We start from the raw sequence: 18,531 nt of genomic DNA on the forward strand, positions 1-18,531 counted from the left end.
ATGAAAATGGGCATACAAGGAGTTTCATCATGCGTGTTCTCCGCATTCTACTCATTCTGCTGGTCATCGCCGGGGTTGGCTGGTGGTTCTGGCACAAACAACACCCGACAGCACTGGAAGTCAGCATTGCCAAGGTCAGCCATGGCACGGTCGAATCCAGCGTAGCCAATACCCGCGCAGGCACAGTGAAAGCCTGCCGCCGTGCCAAACTATCGCCCTCCATTGGCGGGCAAATCAGTGTGTTACCTTTTGCCAAAGGTGCGCACGTCAATACCGGCGATGTGCTATTACGCTTGTGGAACAAGGACTTGCAAGCCAGCCTCAACGCCGCCTGCCTGCAAGCCGAAGAAACCCGCCGCGCCGCCACCCGCGCCGAACGCTTACGCACATCCGCGAGCATTTCCAGCGAAGCAGCGGATCAGGCACAAACTGCCGCCAAGGTTGCCGAGGCCAATTGCAAGGCCGCGCAATCCCAACTGGAACGCACAGTGCTTGCCGCACCGTTCGCCGGGGTGATTGCTGACATTAATGGAGAACTTAACGAATACGTCACGCCCTCGCCACCCGGCATCCAAACATTGCCAATCATTGACCTGATTGAACCCGGCTGTTTCCTCGTCAGCGCCCCGATTGATGAAGTCGATGCGCCGAAAATCAAACCCAGCCTACCCGCCCGCATTACACTGGATTCTTGGCGGGGGCGTGATTTCCCCGGCAAGGTCACGCGGGTTGGTTCTTACGTGATTGATTTGGAAAAACAGGCACGTACTGTCGAAGTGGAATTGGCGTTCACCAATCCCGCCGACCTCAAGGATTTGCTGGTTGGCTACAGTGCGGATGTGGACATCATCCTCGAAACCCGCGCCAATGTCCTGCGCGTCCCCACCGAAGCGGTGCTGGAAAGCAAGTATGTTTACCGCCTCAATCCCGTAGGTACGCTGGAAAAGCGCAAGATTACCGCTGGCCTGAGCAACTGGAGTTTTACCGAAGTGAGCGCTGGGTTGGAAGAAAACGACAGCATCGTCACCACGCCGGGTGCTGCTGGGGTTGAAGAAGGGGCTGCTGCTAAGCCAAAGGCAGTGACGGATGAGTGAAACGTTTATTTCCCTGCATGACATTTGCCGTAACTTTCAGGTGGGGGATGAAACTGTCCACGCGCTGGATCATGTTACCCTCGACATCCACGCAGGCGATTACATCAGCGTCATGGGGCCATCCGGCTCCGGCAAATCGACCCTGCTCAATATGCTGGGGCTGTTGGATCAGACCGATGCGGGTTCTTACCGCTTTGAAGGGCGCGAGCTGGCAACCCTGCCGGAAGAAGCACGGGCGCAAGTGCGGCGGAAAAAGATCGGCTTCATCTTCCAATCGTTCCACCTGATCCCACGTTTGAGCGCTGCTGAAAATGTGGAATTACCGCTGATGCTGACCGGAATGCCCAGCAGTGAACGCGCCCCCAAAGTACAGGCTGCGCTGCAAAGCCTAGGCTTAAGCGACCGTGCCGACCACCGCCCCGCGCAGCTTTCCGGCGGACAACAACAGCGTGTTGCCATCGCCCGCGCCACCATCCTGCAAGCCCCGCTGCTGCTGGCGGATGAACCGACCGGCAACCTTGATTCGCATTCCAGCGCGGAAGTGATCCGCATCCTTGAAGACCTGAATGCGCGGGGCATTACCTTGGTGGTGGTGACGCACGATACGGAAATTGGCAAACGCGCCCGACGGCGCATCCGCATGGTCGACGGCAAGGTAGCGGGGGAAAGTTGAAACCAGCGCGACCTTAATCAGCCGCCCGCAACTCAAAGTCATGGCTTACTTCCGCCGTCTTGCCCAACATAATAGAGGCAGAGCAGTATTTTTCTGCTGACAGGCGGATGGCACGTTCGACTTTTTCAGCCGACAAATCGTGTCCCTTGACAATAAAATGCAGGTGGATGCGGGTGAAAACCTTGGGTTCCTTGTCGGCACGCTCGGCTTCAATATCCACTTCGCAGTCAGTGACCTGCTGTTTGGATTTCTGCAAGATCAATACCACGTCAAAGGAAGCACAGCCACCCAACCCCAACAGCAACATTTCCATCGGGCGCACCCCCAGATTTCGCCCACCCAGCTCTGGTGGCCCATCCATCACGACCGAATGCCCACTGCCGGATTCACCCACAAAACTCATATTATCCAGCCACTTGACCCTTGCTTTCACGCGCTACTTCCTAATCATTGCCGAAAAAGGGATTCTAACAGATAGCTGTTTGACTTTTCTCACAACGTGTAAAATACACTCTGTTAACCTGAGACGAAGTTTAAACAAGGAGATAGAAAATGTTTGGAGAGTCACACGATCTTGCAACCGAATTTCCAGAGTACAAAGAGCGTATCCATGCCCTGAAGATGGAGGATCGCCACTTTGCTCGCCTGTTCGACGACTACCATCAAGTAGACGCGCAGTTACACCGCATTGAACAGGGAATCGAAGCCCACGCCGACGATTTCGTTGAGGGCTTGAAACTGCAACGCCTGCACCTGAAAGATGAGCTGTATGACATACTCAGACAGGCTGCATAAGCTGTATTAACCCACCGCCAGCCTGCGCTCAACCGCATCGAACAGCAGGCTGGCGATGTTAGCACTATAAATTTTATCCAACTCGCGGATGCAGGTCGGGCTAGTAACGTTAATCTCCGTGACGTAATCACCAATCACATCCAAGCCCACAAACACCAAGCCCATTTCACGCAACACTGGCGCAATGCCTGCGCAGATTTCAAACTCACGCGCAGTCAAATCAACGCCGACGCCTGTCCCACCTGCCGCAAGGTTTGCCCGGCCCTCACCTTCAGCGGGAATCCGTGCCAGCGCATGAGGGAATGGCTCACCATCTATCAATAGGATACGTTTGTCGCCTTGCTTGTATTCCGGCAGGAAGCGTTGCGCCATCACCGTGCGCGTGCCGTGTGCAGTAATGGTTTCGAGGATGACATTGCGGTTGGGCTCATCTTGCCGCACTTGGAAAATCATTGAGCCACCCATGCCATCCAAGGGTTTGACCACAATATGTTGCTGCTCGGCAAGGAATTCACGGATGCACCCCATATCACGGGTCACGCGGGTAGGCGGGCAGAATTGCGGGAACCACGCAGTAAACAGCTTTTCGTTTGCGCCGCGCACACTTTCCGGGCGATTGATGACCAATGTACCGCGCCGTTGCACCAGCTCCAGCAAGTAAGTGCTGTAAATGTATTCCATGTCGAACGGCGGGTCTTTGCGCATCAACACCACCGGCAATTCGTGCAAGGGGCGGATCACCGCTTCACCGAATTCAAACCAAGCCGCTGGATCATCCTTAACCGTAACAGGGTTCATCTTGGCATAGACCACCCCATCGTCGGCAAACAAGTCGCCTTGCAGGATATGGAAAAGCGGGCAACCACGCCGCTGAGCCTCCAGCATCATCGCGAAGGTACTGTCTTTTTTGGTATTGATGCTGCTGATCGGATCCATAATGACGCCGATAGCGTAGTGTTGCGCTGTAGTCATGGGAACAAGCCCTGCTGCGTTAGAATTCTGCTTTGATGTCGCGGGCGAGCAATTCCTGCACCGCATCGCGGGGAGAAAGCTGCTCGTAAAGGATGCGGTAAACTTGTTGGCAGATCGGCATTTCCACACCCGCCAAATCCGCCAGCTTGCCAATGGAACGGGCAGATTTCGCACCTTCCACCGCTTGACCGATTTCGGCAATGGCGGCATCTTTATCTTTACCCTGCCCCAATGCCAAGCCCAAACGGCGGTTACGTGATTGGTTATCGGTACAAGTCAGCACCAAATCACCCACGCCCGCCAAGCCCATCAGCGTTTCCGGTTGCGCACCGAGTTTTGCCCCCAGCCGCATGATTTCCGCCAAGCCACGGGTAACGATAGCCACCCGTGCATTCGCGCCGAACCCTAAGCCGTCGGAAATGCCCGCCGCAATCGCCAGCACGTTTTTGATTGCCCCACCCAACTCGACACCGATAATGTCATTACTGAGGTAAGCGCGGTAATTGGCAGCACTGAATGCCGTCGCCACCGCTTGCGCCAATGCTGTTGAGGTTGCCGCCACGGTCATGGCCGTCGGCAAACCCCGCGCCACTTCCGCTGCGAAGGTCGGGCCAGAAACCACACCGTAAGCGCGGCACTGCGGCACTTCTTCCTCCAGCACTTCATGCAATAGCTTGCCAGAATCTAGTTCCAAGCCTTTGGTTGCCCACAAAACCGCATCGTCTTGCGTCAGTAACGGGGAAATCTTTTGCAGCAGGCTACGGAAACCGTGGCTAGGCACAACCAGCAAGTGGTAATCGGAAAAGCCCGCCACCACCGCCAAGTCACTGGAGCAGTTCAAGTTATCGGGAAAGGGGATGCCCGGCAGGTAATGCGCATTGCAACGCTGCTGGCTAATCGTCGCAATATGTTCGGAACTGATGTCCCATAACAGCACATCCAACCCATTACGCGCCAATTGCAAGGCCAGCGCAGTTCCCCACGACCCGGCCCCGTAAACCGCAATGGATTGGATTTGCCCCGCTATCACGCAGCAGCCCCGTTAGCTTGCTCTTCCTGCAAACGGCGAGCATACAGCGCATCAAAATTGATCGGCGACAGATGCAACTCAGGGAAGCTACCCTTAGACACGAGGCTCGCAATCACTTCACGCGCATACGGGAACAGGATGTTCGGGCAGTAAGCCGCCAACAGGTGGTTAATTTGCTCTTGAGAGTAACCCGTGATGAAGAATACCCCGGCCTGTTTCACTTCCACCAAAAACGCCGTCTTGTCGGCACTTTTCACCACAATGGTGATCGCCAATTCAACTTCATAGTTGTCATTCGGCAAAGGGTTGACCACAGTATTCAAGTCAAGGTTAGTATCTGGGTTCCACTCTTGGGTGAACATGGAAGGGGAATTCGGTGCTTCAAAGGAAACATCCTTGACGTAGATACGCTGGATGATGAATTGCTGTTCTTGTTGTTCTGTACTCATGAGCATACCCCTTGGGATAAATTTTGATTAAAAAGTAAGGCATCCAGTTTGCCTGCACGCTCCAGTGCCGCCATGTCATCATAGCCACCCACATGCAAACTACCAATAAATATTTGGGGAACCGTAGTGCGACCGCTCACGGCTTCCATTGCCCGCCAAAGTTTGGGGGTAGAACCAACGTCAATGTCTTCGTAAGCCACGCCTTTTTTCTTGAACAATGCCCGCGCCCTCGTGCAATAAGGGCAAAAGCGGGTGGAGTACATCTTGATATGAGGCGGTTTGTTCAGCGTTTGCTGATTGGTAGGCTGGCTGATTCCCATGCCACAATACCTCCGGCCAGATTACTGACATCCTGAAAACCTACCTTGGTCATCAAGCTACAGGCATGGGCAGAACGGTTCCCGCTGCGGCAATAGACCAGCACGGGCTTGTCCTTGAACGCATCCAACTCCGCCATGCGGGATTTTAACTGCGCCAACGGAATATGGCGTGCGCCTTTGATTTTACCGGCACGGACTTCCGCCTCTTCACGCACGTCCAGCACTGCCGAATCATCACGATTCAACACCAATACCGCCTGCGTAGGGCTAATCTGCTTGTACTTACGGGTAAGACGGCTGAACTCTGTCCAGATGATCAAGCCCACAATGGCAACCAACCCCATCACTAGCATGGAGTGGCTACGGGCAAAAACGAGATACTCTTCCACACTAAGCCCTTTAGCTAAAAACAGGAGCTAAAGATATACACCCCGAAGAATGGCGTAAACCCCTGCTTTAAGAATTTTACAATCTAATAATGGATACTTAATGCGGAACCGAGCAAAACACTTCCTGCATCATGCTGATCAGGCGCAGCGTGCGGTAGTCGCCCACACGGTAATAGACGCGGTTAGCATCCTTGCGTGAGGCAAGAATACCCTTGTCGCGCAAGATGGCGAGATGCTGGGAGATGTTGCTTTGGGATGTGCCCACATTGTCCACGATGTCCTGCACGCTGACTTCCTTATCGCCCAGCACACAAAGAATTTTCAGGCGTAACGGATGAGAAATGGCTTTCAGGGAACGGGAAGCACGGTCGATGTCTTCTTCCTTGACCAACATATCATCAATCGTAAAATCACAGGTGCTACCCATAGCTATGGTTCCCATAGTTTCCTCATCCAGCATAACGACATTCTGAAACATGCCCCGGCTAGGGCAACACAGGTATATTAGTATAGACAAATAGAATAATATACTTTGATAAACGCAGTGTCACCCCTACCGGGGGTATTTACAAGTTTTTTGCACACTATCCGACAAACGTTTTGCCCAGTTGCGTTTGCAGGGAACCATTTCAACACCTACCGTATCTTATGGTAGACTCCACCTCAGTATAACTACCCGGAATGCCGAATCGCGGTGAAACGTTACTTCTATTTACTCCTACTGCTATTGCTTCCTTGGGCAGCCGCAAATGCCGCCAATCCCCAGAAGCAGGCACAATTACAGAGCGAAATTCGCCAACTGTCGGTCAATCTTGACTCACAAAAAGATGTGTCAGATAGCTGGCAGGCAGAAGTAACCCAGTTAGAAAAAAAACTGAGCGATGTGGCGCAACAGCTTTACCGCACAGAAGAAAAGATCGACGCGACCCGCAGAAGGCTTCAGGAAAATAGCCAAAAAAAGCTCAAATACGAGGCTGACCTTGATTCGCAAAAAGCAGGCTTAGCCCAGCAGCTTCAGGCGCTTTACGCCGCCGGGGAGCAGTCCCACCTGCGCCTCTTGTTGCGGCAGGATGAACCCTCCGAAATCAGCCGCAATATCCGTTACTTTGAGTACATGAACAAAAGCCGGATAACACGCATCCAGTCCATCCAAAAAACCCTGAATGAACTCAACGTTACCCGCGCCGCCATCGACAAAGATTACGCCGAGTTTCAGGTGTTGAACAAACAACAAAAGCAGCAACAAGCTGAGATTGAAACGACATTGAGCGCCCGCTCAAGCAGCTTGAACAAGCTCAACAGTGACATGCGCTCCAAGCAAAAACGACTGGATAAACTGCACGCTGCGGACGCTAGCCTGCAACAAATTATTGAGCAACTTAACCAGCAACCGGAAAAAGCACCTGAGGACGAGGCCAGCCCCCCGCGCCGCCAACCCGATCCCCGCCCAACCACTAAAGCCCCCAACAAGAGCGAACCGCAAGGCATTGCGGTCAACACCAGCCTCACCCCCAACAAACCGTTTTCTTCGCTGAAAGGGGCATTGTCTTGGCCCACCCAAGGCAAGGTCATCCACGGTTACGGCTCCCCCCGCAATGAAAAACAGCGCTGGGATGGGGTGGTCATTGCTGCTGCTGGCGGAACCAAAGTCAAGGCCGTCGCCAAAGGGCGGGTTTCGTTTGCGGGTTGGATGAATGGCTACGGACACTTGATCATCATTGACCATGATAATAAATACATGAGCCTCTACGGCTACAACCGCGCCGTTTACAAGAAAGAAGGGGCGGTGGTCAATGCCAACGAAACCATTGCCACAGTAGGGAATTCCGGCGGGCAAAACCAAGATTCGCTGTACTTTGCAATCCGCCAAGGCACAAGCCCGCAAAACCCTGCCCGTTGGTGCCGTTAATATAGGAAATGCCACCGAACTGCGCCCTTTTTACAACAACTAAAGTGCATTTCCGCTACAGGATGGTACACTTGCGCCAACACGCAGGCGCACCGCCGCGACAAGTACATACCTGACTATACGGATGTAGGCAGACTAATACCGGAGAACGACATTTATGCATACACGTTACCGCATTCTGGCTGGCACTATGGCTGGCGTGCTGATCGGTGTCACTACCAGCATCAGCCTGAATGTTTTCGCTTTCAGACAAAACGTTGAAGCCGCGCCACCGCTGGATGAGTTGCAACAGTTTTCCGAGGTCTATTCCCGCATCAAAGACAATTATGTTGAGGAAGTCAAAGACAAGGACTTGATGACCAATGCTATCCGGGGAATGCTCAATGGCCTTGACCCGCATTCCTCCTACTTGGATGAAGAAGAGTTTAAGGAACTGCAAGTCGGCACTAGCGGCGAGTTTGGTGGGCTGGGTATTGAAGTCGGCATGGAAGACGGTTTCGTTAAAGTCATTTCCCCAATTGATGACACGCCAGCACAAAAAGCAGGCTTACAAGCTGGCGACCTAATCATCCGCTTGGATGAGACCCCCGTCAAAGGCATGACCCTGAATGATGCAGTCAAGCTCATGCGCGGCAAACCCGGCACTAGCATCAATCTGATGGTGGTGCGCGAAGGCAAGGACAAGCCTTTCAAAGTCAGCATCAAACGCGACATCATCCAAGTCAAGAGCGTAAAAAGCCGGATACTCGAATCGGGCTATGGCTACGTGCGCATCACCAGTTTCCAAGCAAAAACAACAGAAGCCCTGCTGGAAACACTGGATACCCTGAAAAAGGATAACAAAGGCAACTTGCGCGGCATTGTCCTCGACTTGCGCAACAATCCGGGCGGTGTATTAAATGCCGCTGTCGGCGTATCGGATGCTTTCCTTGAATCAGGCAAGATCGTCTACACCGAAGGCCGCGTCGCCGATGCCAAAATGGAATACACCGCCAACAAAGGCGACTCCTTAGGCTCTGCACCGATGGTGGTGCTAGTCAACCGGGGTTCCGCTTCTGCTTCCGAAATTGTGGCTGGCGCACTGCAAGACCACAAACGCGCCCTGATTGTCGGGCAAAAAACCTTCGGCAAAGGCTCGGTGCAAACCGTCCTGCCATTGGATGAAAAGACGGCGGTCAAACTGACCACTGCCCGTTATTTCACCCCTTCTGGACGCTCTATCCAAGCAGAAGGGATCGTGCCAGACATTGAGCTTAAGCCTTTAAAAGTTAAGGACGCAGAAAACGATGCGGCGGACGACTTTGATCCCCTATCCGAAGCTAACTTGACCAAGCATCTGGCAAACCCTAACGGCAAAGCCGCAGAAGAGGCAGCCAAACCTGCCGAACAAGCTGAACCTGCCCCTGCACCAGCAACACCAGAAGCTGACAAGCCAGAAAGCAAGGATAAGGACGCCAAAGGCAAAGCAACAGATAAGAAAGCAGGATTAGCGGAAGAGGATTACCAACTGTTTGAAGCCCTGAACATCCTCAAAGGCATGGACTTGGTACAAAACCGTGCGGCTCCTGCATCTGCGCCCAAAGACCCTACTGCTGAAAAGGCAATGTGATGCCTAAAGTCCTTGTACCACTGGCAGACGGTTGCGAAGAGTTGGAAGCCGTAACGGTCATTGACCTGTTGCGGCGGGCAAATATCGACGTTATCACTGCCAGCTTACGGGACGCACCCGTGCGTTGCTCACGCGGTACGGTGTTGCTGGCGGATAAACGACTGGATGAAGTCATGCAGGAAGATTTCGACCTGATCGTGCTTCCCGGCGGCTTACCGGGCGCTGATCACTTGAATGCCGACCCGCGCATCCACCAGCTTATCCGTCAAACCGCAGCCGCAGGTAAGTATGTTGCTGCTATTTGCGCTGCACCCAAAGTATTGCTAACCAACGGCCTCATGGGCGGACGCACGCTGACGGCTTACCCCGGTTCACTGGGCAGCATGGATACCAGCGCTGTTACCCTGACAAACAATCCGCTGGAGGTAGACGGCAAAATCATTACCTCACGCGGCCCCGGCACGGCAATGGATTTTGCCCTGCAATTGGTCGAAACCCTGCAAGGCAAAGCGGTACGCACACAAGTGGAAGCCGCCCTGCAACGCCCATGAACGGGCTGACGCATTTCAATGAGGCTGGGCAAGCTCACATGGTAGACGTTGGCGACAAGCAAGCCACCCACCGGGTTGCCATTGCTGCCGGAACCATCCAGATGCTCCCCGCCACGCTGGAAAAAATCTGCCAAGGCAACCATAAAAAAGGCGATGTGCTCGGCATCGCACGGATTGCGGGCATCATGGCAGCAAAGAAAACTGCCGACCTAATCCCTCTGTGCCACCCGTTAGCCCTCACCCGCGTTGATGTGGAACTGACCCCGCAAACCGAACCACCTAGCGTTTACTGCCAAGTCACGGTTGAAACACGCGGTCAAACGGGGGTGGAAATGGAAGCCCTGACTGCTGTACAAATTACCTTGCTAACCATTTATGACATGTGCAAAGCTGTCGACAAAGGTATGATCATGGAAAACATCCATCTGCTGCATAAGTCAGGTGGTAAATCGGGCGAGTGGAATCATACGTAATTTCCTGCTGTACTTTCCTTGAGAAACATGATTAACTTTTAGACATAAAAGATGTCAGCCCGATGTTGTTTAGCGGTGTTTTTTATGTTTCATGGGGCGACTAGAAATTACAGAGCAACAACCAAGTGTAAGGAGGGAAAACATGCGACTGCGTTATTCCCGTATTCTCGTGTCTTCAGGGCTGGCTTTTCTGTGTGCCGTGGGTGCTGCTAACGCCAGTGCTGCAACCAATACCAATGCATTCAACCGGGTCAGACTGGTTGCCACGCTAAACGGACAACCCGCACTGCAAGAAGCAAACTGGACTATTTTTAGCGTAAATGACCAGCGCCATCCTGCGGCGACCTTGCCACGTCACAGTGGCACTGTCTTCCTCAGCGCAGGCCAATACCGCGCAATCGTTAGGCTAGATGGTATCATCAAGCAAACAAGTTTCCGCGTTGAAAGCGAAACAGAAAACATTGTCAAAGTGGCAATGGATCACGCCAACGGCTGACGCTGGAGGGGCGTATTCCCGTCAACCCAACGCACGGAACCGTCGGGGAGGGTTTCTTTTTTCCAAAAAGGGGCGGTGTGTTTAAGGACTTCCATGATATGGCGGCAAGCATCAAACGCTTCTCCCCGGTGCGCTGACCATACAGCAACCAACACAATCGGTTGGGCAGGTTCTATTTCCCCCACCCGATGCACCACCAACGCATCATCCAATTTCCATGTCCGCACCGCATCAGCCACAATTTTATCCAATTGGCGCTCAGTCATGCCGGGGTAATGCTCCAGATACATGCGAGTAACATCGTCGCCTTCATTGAAATCACGCATCGTGCCAACAAACACCGCAGCCGCGCCGGAATGGGTGTTGCCTTGGTGCTGCTGCGCTTGCCAGTCGGCAAGGTACTGCCACGGATCGAAAGGCGTTGCGCGTAATTCAATCTGTATCATTTTACCCCCCGGTCACTGGTGGAAAGAAAGCCACTTCATCGTCTAGTTGCACCAGCGTTGCGGCATCGGCATAGTCTTGATTGACTGATACCAACACGTTGGCGGGCAAGGTTTCCTCACCGCTGCTGCGCTGCCAGACTTCCTGCACGCTCAAGGGTTCAGCAATATCCAGCGTGACTTGCCCATGCCCCAAACGCTCGCGCAGGCTGGCGAAGAACAATACCTTAACTGACATACAATTCCCTCTTACACAAACGGGCAGATAAAAAGAAGGCCGCAAACGCGGCCTTCCCAGAAATACGCTACCTGACTTAAACAGGAATGTATTGCTGCAATGGCGTTATATCAATGGCATCACCCAACTGCGCTTTGGCATAGCGGATGGCATCTTTACGCTCGCGGAAGAAACGCTCTTCACCGATATGCTTAGCCAGCCCGGAACGTTGGAACGCTTCATACACACGCAGTTTCGCACGGGCAATGTAAAACTCAATACCTGCCGCCCTGAGACGGTCAGCCAGTTTTTCCAACATTTCTTCCCCGGTAGAATCTACTTGGTCAATGGATTCCATATCCAGCACCAACACTTTCAGGCTTGGCTTTTTCGCTACATTGTTCAGCAGCTTGCCTTCCAGATAGCCAGTATTAGCGAAATACAAGTCCCCGTCAAAACGGTACACGGAAATGGTATCACTGGTTTTCAGGTGATGGGCATCTGCATCGCGCATGGTTCCATCATCACCGCGTGCGACCTCGACCAAATTGGGGCTCATGGTGCGATACAGGAACAAGCCCAAGGACAACACAACACCCAACAGGATACCTTTATCCAAATGCGGCGCAAAGATCATGGTGGCAAAGAATGTTACCACTGCCACCACACCATCGTGCGGTTCCACTTTCCAAGCGTGCTTGATTGGTGCAATCTTAATCAGGTTCACGACCGCCATGATGATGACCGCAGCCAAGGTTGCTTGCGGCAAGTGGTACAGTAACGGAGTCAAGAACAACAAGGTCAACGCCACCAGCAAACCAGTAACTACCGAAGAGAACCCCGTCATCGCACCAGCGGAGAAGTTTACCGCCGAGCGTGAGAAGGAACCGGATACCGCGTAACCACTGAACACCCCAGAAGTGATGTTCGCCAAACCCTGCCCCACCAATTCTTGGTTAGCGGACAAGCGTTGGCGTGTTTGGGAGGCCATCGCTTTCGCAATGGAAATGGCTTCCACGAACCCGATCAAACCAATCACCGCAGCGGTCATCGCCAGTGAACTCAAGGTCTGGAAATCTAGGCTAACCAGCGGGATCGAAAATGACGGCAATCCTTCTGGAATCGTACCAATCACGCTACCACCCAAACCTTTGAAATCAATCACCCAAGAAATCAGAGTCGTAATCACCACCGTAATCAACACGCCCGGCAAGCGCGGAGCATACTTTTTCAACACCATCAAGGTTGCCAAGGCAAACACACCAATAATCAAGGTCAACATTTTAGTATCAGGTAAGGCGGTCAAGGTTGCCCACAAAAACTCATAATGGTGATCAAACTGGTCAGCCTTGATGCCTAACCCAAAAATTTTGGGCAACTGGGACGTACCAATAATCAATGCGCCCGCGTTGGTGAAGCCCAATACAACCGGATGCGACAGGAAGTCGACCAAGATACCCAAGCGGAACAAGCCCAACGACAATTGGAACACCCCAATCATCAACGCCAACATTGCGGAATAGGCAATCACGGTATCTGGCCCCAGTGCTGCATACGGCTGCATTGCCGCTGCTGACATCAGGGAGACCACCGCCACCGGCCCTGTACCCAATTGACGGGAGGAACCAAAAAGTGCTGCCACCATGACTGGCAGAAAGGATGCATACAAGCCGATGTAAGCAGGCAAACCCGCCAATTGTGCGTATGCCATCGACTGAGGGATCAAAACCAGCGCCACGGTTAAACCGGCCATCGCGTCTGCTTTTAATACCTCAGGATTCTTCAACTCGCCGACCCACTCCATGTACGGTGTGAAACGGTCTTTCCAGTCGCCCAACAGCGACGCTAGCCAGCTACCCATTGCGGTGCTTACCTCTTAACTTAGATTTAGTATGTCATACCCTAAAAAGAAACCAGCGGCGTGCCGCTGGTTCATTAGAATATAAGATTGTACTAAAATTGCTATCAGAGTGACAGCGAAGGGATTCAATGCTAAAGCGCACCCACCATAGGATTCTTCAATACTATTCGACGGTCACAGACTTCGCCAAATTACGTGGCTTATCCACATCAGTCCCTTTTTGTACAGCTACATGATAGGACAACAATTGCAAAGGGACTGTATAAACAATAGGCGCAAGCAATTCAGGCACATGCGGCATTTCCAATACGTGTAAATTATCCGCAGATTGGATGTGCGCATCCTTATCCGCAAACACATACAACACGCCACCACGGGAACGCACTTCTTCCAAATTGGATTTCAGCTTCTCCAGCAAGGCGGTATTGGGGGCAACCGTAACAATCGGCATTTCGCTGTCAACCAATGCCAAGGGGCCATGCTTGAGTTCACCCGCCGGGTAAGCTTCGGCGTGGATGTAGGAAATTTCCTTGAGCTTGAGCGCCCCTTCCATCGCAATCGGATACAACTCGCCGCGCCCAAGGAATAGCGCATGGTGTTTCTCGATGAAATGTTCCGCCAACACTTCGATTTGCGGGTCTATCTCCAACGCCTGTTCAACCAAGGCAGGCAGTTTGCGTAGGTCTTCGACAATTTGCGTAACTTTGGCCTGATCCGCACCTTTGGCTTGCATCAGCAACACCATCAGCAACTGCAAGGCCACTAACTGGGTGGTAAAGGCTTTGGTGGAAGCCACACCAATTTCCGGCCCCGCCAAAGTCATCAATGACATATCGGATTCGCGGGTCAGCGAGCTTTCCGCCACATTGCAAATGGTCAACGTAGCTAGGCAAGCATTGCTGGCTTTGAGCTTTTCCAGCGCCGCCAAGGTGTCAGCGGTTTCGCCGGACTGGGAAATCGTCACCAACAGCATGTTTTTACGTGGCGGCTGACGGCGGTAGCGGTATTCGCTGGCGACTTCCACATGGCAAGGGATGTCGGTGTTCGCCTCAATCCAATAACGCCCCACCATCCCCGCGTGGTAACTGGTTCCGCAGGCAATGATCTGGATTTCTTCCACCTTTGCCAAACGCTCCATCGCATCAGGGATACCGTGCAGGCAAGGCAATACGTGGTCAGCCGCCAAGCGCCCTTCCAGCGTGGCTGCAACCGATTGCGGCTGCTCGAAAATTTCCTTGAGCATGAAATGGCGGTAGCCACCCAATTCGGCAGAACACATTGCCGCACTCGATTCTTTCATCGGACGGGTAACGCGCTCGCCGGTGCTGTCGTAAATGTCGATCTTGTGGCGGGTAATTTTCGCCACATCGCCGTTTTCCAGATAGATGAAACGGCTGGTCACAGGCAACAGCGCTTGAATGTCGGAACCGATGAAATTTTCCCCGATACCCAACCCAATTACCAGCGGGCTACCTTGCCGCGCCACGATCAAGGTGTCGGGTTCGTTGGGGGAAATCACTGCCAGTGCATACGCGCCCTGCAATTCACAACGCGCTGCCATCACTGCATCCAACATGCTGATGCCTTGACGACGGAACACTTCGATCAGGTGCGCGACCACTTCGGTGTCGGTGTCGGAAGTAAAGCTGTAGCCATCGTCCTGCAAACGTTTGCGCAGTTCCGCGTGGTTTTCAATGATGCCGTTGTGGACAAGACCAACCCATTCACCACTGAAATGCGGATGGGCATTGCGCTCGGCAGGCACACCGTGGGTTGCCCAACGGGTGTGGGCAATGCCTAACTTACCGTCAATCGGTTCCTCTGCCAGTTTATTGGTGAGTTCAATGACTTTGCCTAATGCACGGCTGCGCACCAGATCGCCCGTATCACGCACAACCGCGACCCCAGCGGAGTCATAACCCCGGTATTCCAAACGGCGTAAACCTTCCAACAGGATTTCGACCACCGGGCGTTGCGCAATGGCTCCAACGATACCGCACATTATTTTTTCTCCTTAACTGGACGCTGCCAGCCTTTCAAGGTCATTTGTTTAGCGCGGGACAAGGTTAACTCCCCGGCAGGCGCAGATTTGGTGATGGTTGAACCCGCTCCAATGGTAGCACCGTCCCCCACTTCCACCGGGGCAACCAATTGGGTACAAGAACCGACGAACACCTTATCACCAATCACGGTTTTGTGTTTGTTCGCACCATCGTAATTGCAGGTAATGGTTCCCGCACCGATGTTTACATCAGCGCCCATTTCGGTGTCGCCAATGTAGCTGAGGTGGTTGACCTTGCTGCCTTTGCCGATGTGGGCTTTTTTGGTTTCGACGAAATTGCCGATCTTGGCTTTTTCTTCCAACACCGTACCAGGGCGCAAACGGGCGAAGGGGCCGATGTCGCAGTTGGCAGCAATCACTGCATTTTCGATCACGCAGTTGGCTTTGATGTGGGTATTGTCGCCGATGTCGGCATTTTCGATCACGCAGTTGGCTTCGATCACCACGTTGTTACCGATTTTTACTTTGCCCAGCAGCAGCACATTAATGTCGATGAAGGAATCTTGCCCCGCCTCAACCGTACCGCGAATATCCAAGCGTGCCGGGTCAGCCACAGTAACACCCGCGAGCATCAGTTCCTCGACTTGGCGTAACTGGCAAGCACGTTCCAAACGGGCAAGCTGCACACGGTTATTCGCACCTTCCACTTCCAGCGGATCGGTGCACAACACGGTGTTGACCTTGCCACCTTCCGTGACCGCCAAGCTGACGCAATCGGTCAGGTAATATTCGCCCTGCGCATTCTGCGGGGTCAGTTGCTGCAACCAGCGCTGCAAATCTGCGCCACGGGCAGCGATGAAACCTGTATTAACTTCAGTAATCAGGCGTTGCGCGTCACTGGCATCTTTTTCTTCCACAATCGCTTGCACATGCCCTTCCGTATTACGCACGATGCGCCCGTAACCTTTTGGCACTGCCAGCGTGGTGGTCAGGATGCACAAAGCCGCATCTTGCAAACCCGAAGCCAACGCCTGCAAAGTTTCGCTACGGATCAGCGGTACATCACCGTAAGCCACCAACACCACATCATCCGCCGCCACCAAATGGATCGCTTGGGCAACCGCATGACCCGTACCTTTTTGCTCAGCTTGCAGCGCCCAATGCAGGTTTTCGCCGGAAATCCGTTCGCGCACGGTTTCGCCGCCGTGCCCGTACACCACTGCCATGTGGCTGGCATCCAAACGGGCGCAAGCATCAACCACGTGCTGCAACATCGGTTTGCCCGCAATCGGGTGCAACACTTTCGGCAGGGCGGAACGCATCCGGGTTCCTTGACCCGCCGCCAAAATGATGGGGAAGATATTCATACAGATTGTTTTACCACTTAAGTTTTACAGGCCGTCTAGGGCTATTTTGTCAAAATCCGTGACCCAAGGATGTAGCAGCCCGTCGGTTGATTGGTTTTCACGCACGAGGCAATAGGTTTTTAAGCCTGCTTGTTGCGCCGCATCCAACTCTTCGCGGATGTCAGACAGGAACAAGATGTCTGCCGCAGGCAAACCGATTGCCACGACAATGCGCTGATACGCCCCTGCCTCACGCTTATGCCCGATTTGGGTATCAAAATAACCACTGAACAAGGGCATCAAATCGCCCGCGTCGGAATAGCCGAATAGCAATTTCTGCGCATGGGTAGACCCAGACGAGTACACATACAGCTTTAAACCCACATCGTGCCAATGGCGCAAGTTACGCACCGCATCGTCGTATACATGCCCGGTGAAATCACCCTTGCGGTAGCCCTCTTCCCACATCAGCCCTTGGATAGCCTTGAGCGGGGTAACTTTTTTATCCTCGGCAATCCACTGGCGCAGTTGCGCAATGCTGTCATTCAAGGAAAGTACCGGATTGCCCACTTCAAACCGCACATCGTCGATCAGCTTGGCGACCGCCGGGTCAGTACGGTGCGCCACCACAAAATCCTGCATGTGCTGATCCGCATACGGGAACAACACATCCTTAACGAACGACAAGCTGGTGGTTGTGCCTTCGATGTCGGTCAATATCGCTTGGATAGCCATCAGTTTTCCAATAAGGGGAAACGGGTAGAAATATCGCTGCCGGTCAAGTTCCCCACCCAGCCATCCGGGTTGGTGAACAGGCGGATGCACTTGAAGCGCGGATTCGCCCCCATGTCGAACCAGTGGCTTGCTCCCGCTGGAACGCTGATCAGGTCGCCTTTTTCGCACAGCACGGTATACACTTTGTCGCCCAAATGCAGGTAGAACAAGCCTTGCCCATCGACAAAAAAGCGCACCTCGAATTCCGCATGGGTATGCTCATTGAGGAATTTCTGGCGCAATGCCGTCTTGTCCGGGTGATCAGGGTTCAAGCTGATCACATCCACGCTTTGGAAACCGTTTTCCGCCATCAACCGCTCAATATCAGCGCGGTATGCAGCAATCACCGCATCCTGCCCCGCATCTTCCGCCAGCGGTGCATTCGCCTGCCAACGCTCGAAACGGATACCAAACGCTTGCAGCAAGCCGCTGATGGTGGCGTAATCGCTGTGCGCTTCCAGCACTTGCGGGTTGTTATCCGCGTAAATCTTCAATTCACTCATTGCTATTACCTATCCAGCAATAATTGCCGGTAAACACATTCAAACAGGAATTCTAGCGCTTCGATATGGCGAAGGGTATCCGCCACCGTCGCCCCCCACGTATATACACCATGCCCCCGGATCAAATACGCCACAGTTTCAGGGTGCATATCCAAATACGCCGCCACTTCCGCCGCCAATGCCGGAATGTCTTGGCTATTGGCAAATACCGGAACCACCACCTGCCCTTCGTGGGTCTGTATGCCCGGAAAGGCTTTCTGCAATTCATAGCCTTCCAGCGTCACCGCATCCAGCCGCATCGACAGCACCGTGGCATTGACCGAATGGGTGTGCAGCACACACCCGATTTCCGCATCACGCTGGTACATCAAAGCGTGCAAGCCCGTTTCCGCCGACGGGCGCTTACCTTCTTCCAGCGACATCCCCTGCAAATCAGCCCGCAGGAAACCGTTTTCATCCAACCTGCCCTTGTGCTGCCCGGAACGGGTTACAAGAATTTCTTGCGCCCCCAAACGTGCCGAAAAGTTGCTGCTGGTGGCGGGAACCCACCCTCGATGGTGGAAAAATTGCCCCGCAGCGATCAAATCCGCACGCAGGTAGGGTAACAAATCAGGCATGGCATCAC

The 18,531-nt window shown here is 53.3% G+C and carries 23 protein-coding genes; 8 read left to right on the top strand and 15 right to left on the bottom strand.

Annotated features, from left to right (window positions below; genetic code table 11):
• Positions 1–29 precede the first annotated feature (29 nt).
• Positions 30–1,094 carry an efflux RND transporter periplasmic adaptor subunit gene (locus PHE17_RS00345; protein ID WP_301013789.1) on the top strand — a complete coding sequence of 355 codons (1,065 nt, stop codon included), beginning with the start codon at positions 30–32 and terminating at the stop codon, positions 1,092–1,094.
• The gene (locus PHE17_RS00350; protein WP_301013790.1) at positions 1,087–1,767 is read left to right on the top strand and encodes an ABC transporter ATP-binding protein; all 681 of its coding nucleotides are present in this window, start codon (positions 1,087–1,089) and stop codon (positions 1,765–1,767) included. The genes PHE17_RS00345 and PHE17_RS00350 overlap by 8 nt, the downstream gene beginning before the upstream one ends.
• 13 nt (positions 1,768–1,780) lie before the next feature.
• Here PHE17_RS00350 and PHE17_RS00355 read toward each other — a convergent pair whose 3' ends face one another.
• Positions 1,781–2,200 carry an OsmC family protein gene (locus PHE17_RS00355; protein ID WP_301013791.1) on the bottom strand — a complete coding sequence of 140 codons (420 nt, stop codon included), beginning with the start codon at positions 2,198–2,200 and terminating at the stop codon, positions 1,781–1,783.
• A gap of 119 nt (positions 2,201–2,319) precedes the next feature.
• On the opposite strand from PHE17_RS00355, the gene PHE17_RS00360 reads away from it, so the two are divergent.
• Positions 2,320–2,562 (top strand): YdcH family protein, encoded by a 243-nt coding sequence (locus PHE17_RS00360; protein ID WP_301013792.1) that lies wholly within the window; start codon positions 2,320–2,322, stop codon positions 2,560–2,562.
• Between the two features lie 6 nt (positions 2,563–2,568).
• Here PHE17_RS00360 and gshB read toward each other — a convergent pair whose 3' ends face one another.
• From gshB to PHE17_RS00390, 6 genes are all read right to left on the bottom strand, one after another.
• A complete protein-coding gene (gshB, locus tag PHE17_RS00365) occupies positions 2,569–3,534 on the bottom strand; it encodes a glutathione synthase (RefSeq protein ID WP_301013793.1) in 966 nt (321 codons plus the stop codon).
• A 19-nt stretch (positions 3,535–3,553) separates the two neighbouring features.
• Complete coding sequence (locus PHE17_RS00370; protein ID WP_301013794.1) at positions 3,554–4,564, bottom strand: NAD(P)H-dependent glycerol-3-phosphate dehydrogenase; 1,011 nt, start codon at positions 4,562–4,564, stop codon at positions 3,554–3,556.
• Positions 4,561–5,019, bottom strand: a complete 459-nt coding sequence (secB, locus tag PHE17_RS00375; RefSeq protein ID WP_301013795.1) for a protein-export chaperone SecB — start codon at positions 5,017–5,019, stop codon at positions 4,561–4,563. Before secB ends, PHE17_RS00370 begins: the two co-directional genes overlap by 4 nt.
• Positions 5,010–5,333 carry a glutaredoxin 3 gene (gene grxC, locus PHE17_RS00380; RefSeq protein WP_301013796.1) on the bottom strand — a complete coding sequence of 108 codons (324 nt, stop codon included), beginning with the start codon at positions 5,331–5,333 and terminating at the stop codon, positions 5,010–5,012. The genes secB and grxC overlap by 10 nt, the downstream gene beginning before the upstream one ends.
• The gene (locus PHE17_RS00385; RefSeq protein ID WP_301013797.1) at positions 5,297–5,722 is read right to left on the bottom strand and encodes a rhodanese-like domain-containing protein; all 426 of its coding nucleotides are present in this window, start codon (positions 5,720–5,722) and stop codon (positions 5,297–5,299) included. Before PHE17_RS00385 ends, grxC begins: the two co-directional genes overlap by 37 nt.
• 97 nt (positions 5,723–5,819) lie before the next feature.
• Entirely contained in the window at positions 5,820–6,164 is a 345-nt protein-coding gene (locus PHE17_RS00390; protein WP_301013798.1) for a metalloregulator ArsR/SmtB family transcription factor, read from the bottom strand.
• Positions 6,165–6,416: 252 nt separating this feature from the next.
• Here PHE17_RS00390 and PHE17_RS00395 point away from each other — a divergent pair, with 252 nt between their 5' ends.
• The 5 genes from PHE17_RS00395 to PHE17_RS00415 all read left to right on the top strand — a co-directional run bounded on the left by PHE17_RS00395 (position 6,417) and on the right by PHE17_RS00415 (position 10,760).
• On the top strand, positions 6,417–7,631 hold the full coding sequence (locus tag PHE17_RS00395; RefSeq protein WP_301013799.1) for a peptidoglycan DD-metalloendopeptidase family protein: 1,215 nt from the start codon (positions 6,417–6,419) through the stop codon (positions 7,629–7,631).
• Between the two features lie 157 nt (positions 7,632–7,788).
• Positions 7,789–9,240 (top strand): S41 family peptidase, encoded by a 1,452-nt coding sequence (locus PHE17_RS00400; protein WP_301013800.1) that lies wholly within the window; start codon positions 7,789–7,791, stop codon positions 9,238–9,240.
• Complete coding sequence (locus PHE17_RS00405; RefSeq protein WP_301013801.1) at positions 9,240–9,791, top strand: DJ-1 family glyoxalase III; 552 nt, start codon at positions 9,240–9,242, stop codon at positions 9,789–9,791. The genes PHE17_RS00400 and PHE17_RS00405 overlap by 1 nt, the downstream gene beginning before the upstream one ends.
• Entirely contained in the window at positions 9,788–10,264 is a 477-nt protein-coding gene (gene moaC / locus PHE17_RS00410; protein ID WP_301013802.1) for a cyclic pyranopterin monophosphate synthase MoaC, read from the top strand. Before PHE17_RS00405 ends, moaC begins: the two co-directional genes overlap by 4 nt.
• 142 nt (positions 10,265–10,406) lie before the next feature.
• Entirely contained in the window at positions 10,407–10,760 is a 354-nt protein-coding gene (locus tag PHE17_RS00415) for a hypothetical protein (RefSeq protein WP_301013803.1), read from the top strand.
• Here PHE17_RS00415 and PHE17_RS00420 read toward each other — a convergent pair.
• The 8 genes from PHE17_RS00420 to PHE17_RS00455 form a co-directional block, all read right to left on the bottom strand.
• Positions 10,745–11,206, bottom strand: coding sequence for a molybdenum cofactor biosynthesis protein MoaE (locus PHE17_RS00420; RefSeq protein ID WP_301013804.1), 462 nt, complete (start codon positions 11,204–11,206; stop codon positions 10,745–10,747). The genes PHE17_RS00415 and PHE17_RS00420 overlap by 16 nt on opposite strands.
• A 1-nt stretch (position 11,207) precedes the next feature.
• Entirely contained in the window at positions 11,208–11,441 is a 234-nt protein-coding gene (locus PHE17_RS00425) for a MoaD/ThiS family protein (RefSeq protein WP_301013805.1), read from the bottom strand.
• A 76-nt stretch (positions 11,442–11,517) separates the two neighbouring features.
• Positions 11,518–13,281, bottom strand: a complete 1,764-nt coding sequence (locus tag PHE17_RS00430; protein ID WP_301013806.1) for a SulP family inorganic anion transporter — start codon at positions 13,279–13,281, stop codon at positions 11,518–11,520.
• 163 nt (positions 13,282–13,444) lie between these two features.
• Positions 13,445–15,283 carry a glutamine--fructose-6-phosphate transaminase (isomerizing) gene (gene glmS, locus PHE17_RS00435; RefSeq protein WP_301013807.1) on the bottom strand — a complete coding sequence of 613 codons (1,839 nt, stop codon included), beginning with the start codon at positions 15,281–15,283 and terminating at the stop codon, positions 13,445–13,447.
• Positions 15,283–16,650, bottom strand: coding sequence for a bifunctional UDP-N-acetylglucosamine diphosphorylase/glucosamine-1-phosphate N-acetyltransferase GlmU (gene glmU / locus PHE17_RS00440; RefSeq protein ID WP_301013808.1), 1,368 nt, complete (start codon positions 16,648–16,650; stop codon positions 15,283–15,285). Before glmU ends, glmS begins: the two co-directional genes overlap by 1 nt.
• Before the next feature lie 24 nt (positions 16,651–16,674).
• Positions 16,675–17,364 (bottom strand): acireductone synthase, encoded by a 690-nt coding sequence (gene mtnC, locus PHE17_RS00445; protein WP_301013809.1) that lies wholly within the window; start codon positions 17,362–17,364, stop codon positions 16,675–16,677.
• Complete coding sequence (locus PHE17_RS00450) at positions 17,364–17,906, bottom strand: cupin (protein WP_301013810.1); 543 nt, start codon at positions 17,904–17,906, stop codon at positions 17,364–17,366. Before PHE17_RS00450 ends, mtnC begins: the two co-directional genes overlap by 1 nt.
• Before the next feature lie 5 nt (positions 17,907–17,911).
• Positions 17,912–18,523: a methylthioribulose 1-phosphate dehydratase gene (locus PHE17_RS00455; protein ID WP_301013811.1), complete on the bottom strand. Its 612-nt coding sequence runs from the start codon at positions 18,521–18,523 to the stop codon at positions 17,912–17,914.
• Positions 18,524–18,531 lie beyond the last annotated feature (8 nt).

The sequence above is a fragment of the Thiothrix sp. genome (genome assembly GCF_028714775.1).
Lineage (GTDB): Bacteria > Pseudomonadota > Gammaproteobacteria > Thiotrichales > Thiotrichaceae > Thiothrix.

Coding starts and splice junctions, on each gene's coding strand:
- PHE17_RS00345 (WP_301013789.1), top strand. CDS start 30: ATGCGTGTTCTCCGCATTCTACTCATTCTGCTGGTCATCGCCGGGGTT.
- PHE17_RS00350 (WP_301013790.1), top strand. CDS start 1,087: ATGAGTGAAACGTTTATTTCCCTGCATGACATTTGCCGTAACTTTCAG.
- PHE17_RS00360 (WP_301013792.1), top strand. CDS start 2,320: ATGTTTGGAGAGTCACACGATCTTGCAACCGAATTTCCAGAGTACAAA.
- gshB (WP_301013793.1), bottom strand. CDS start 3,534: ATGACTACAGCGCAACACTACGCTATCGGCGTCATTATGGATCCGATC.
- secB (WP_301013795.1), bottom strand. CDS start 5,019: ATGCTCATGAGTACAGAACAACAAGAACAGCAATTCATCATCCAGCGT.
- grxC (WP_301013796.1), bottom strand. CDS start 5,333: ATGGGAATCAGCCAGCCTACCAATCAGCAAACGCTGAACAAACCGCCT.
- PHE17_RS00390 (WP_301013798.1), bottom strand. CDS start 6,164: ATGGGAACCATAGCTATGGGTAGCACCTGTGATTTTACGATTGATGAT.
- PHE17_RS00400 (WP_301013800.1), top strand. CDS start 7,789: ATGCATACACGTTACCGCATTCTGGCTGGCACTATGGCTGGCGTGCTG.
- PHE17_RS00405 (WP_301013801.1), top strand. CDS start 9,240: ATGCCTAAAGTCCTTGTACCACTGGCAGACGGTTGCGAAGAGTTGGAA.
- moaC (WP_301013802.1), top strand. CDS start 9,788: ATGAACGGGCTGACGCATTTCAATGAGGCTGGGCAAGCTCACATGGTA.
- PHE17_RS00415 (WP_301013803.1), top strand. CDS start 10,407: ATGCGACTGCGTTATTCCCGTATTCTCGTGTCTTCAGGGCTGGCTTTT.
- PHE17_RS00420 (WP_301013804.1), bottom strand. CDS start 11,206: ATGATACAGATTGAATTACGCGCAACGCCTTTCGATCCGTGGCAGTAC.
- PHE17_RS00425 (WP_301013805.1), bottom strand. CDS start 11,441: ATGTCAGTTAAGGTATTGTTCTTCGCCAGCCTGCGCGAGCGTTTGGGG.
- PHE17_RS00430 (WP_301013806.1), bottom strand. CDS start 13,281: ATGGGTAGCTGGCTAGCGTCGCTGTTGGGCGACTGGAAAGACCGTTTC.
- glmS (WP_301013807.1), bottom strand. CDS start 15,283: ATGTGCGGTATCGTTGGAGCCATTGCGCAACGCCCGGTGGTCGAAATC.
- glmU (WP_301013808.1), bottom strand. CDS start 16,650: ATGAATATCTTCCCCATCATTTTGGCGGCGGGTCAAGGAACCCGGATG.
- mtnC (WP_301013809.1), bottom strand. CDS start 17,364: ATGGCTATCCAAGCGATATTGACCGACATCGAAGGCACAACCACCAGC.
- PHE17_RS00450 (WP_301013810.1), bottom strand. CDS start 17,906: ATGAGTGAATTGAAGATTTACGCGGATAACAACCCGCAAGTGCTGGAA.
- PHE17_RS00455 (WP_301013811.1), bottom strand. CDS start 18,523: ATGCCTGATTTGTTACCCTACCTGCGTGCGGATTTGATCGCTGCGGGG.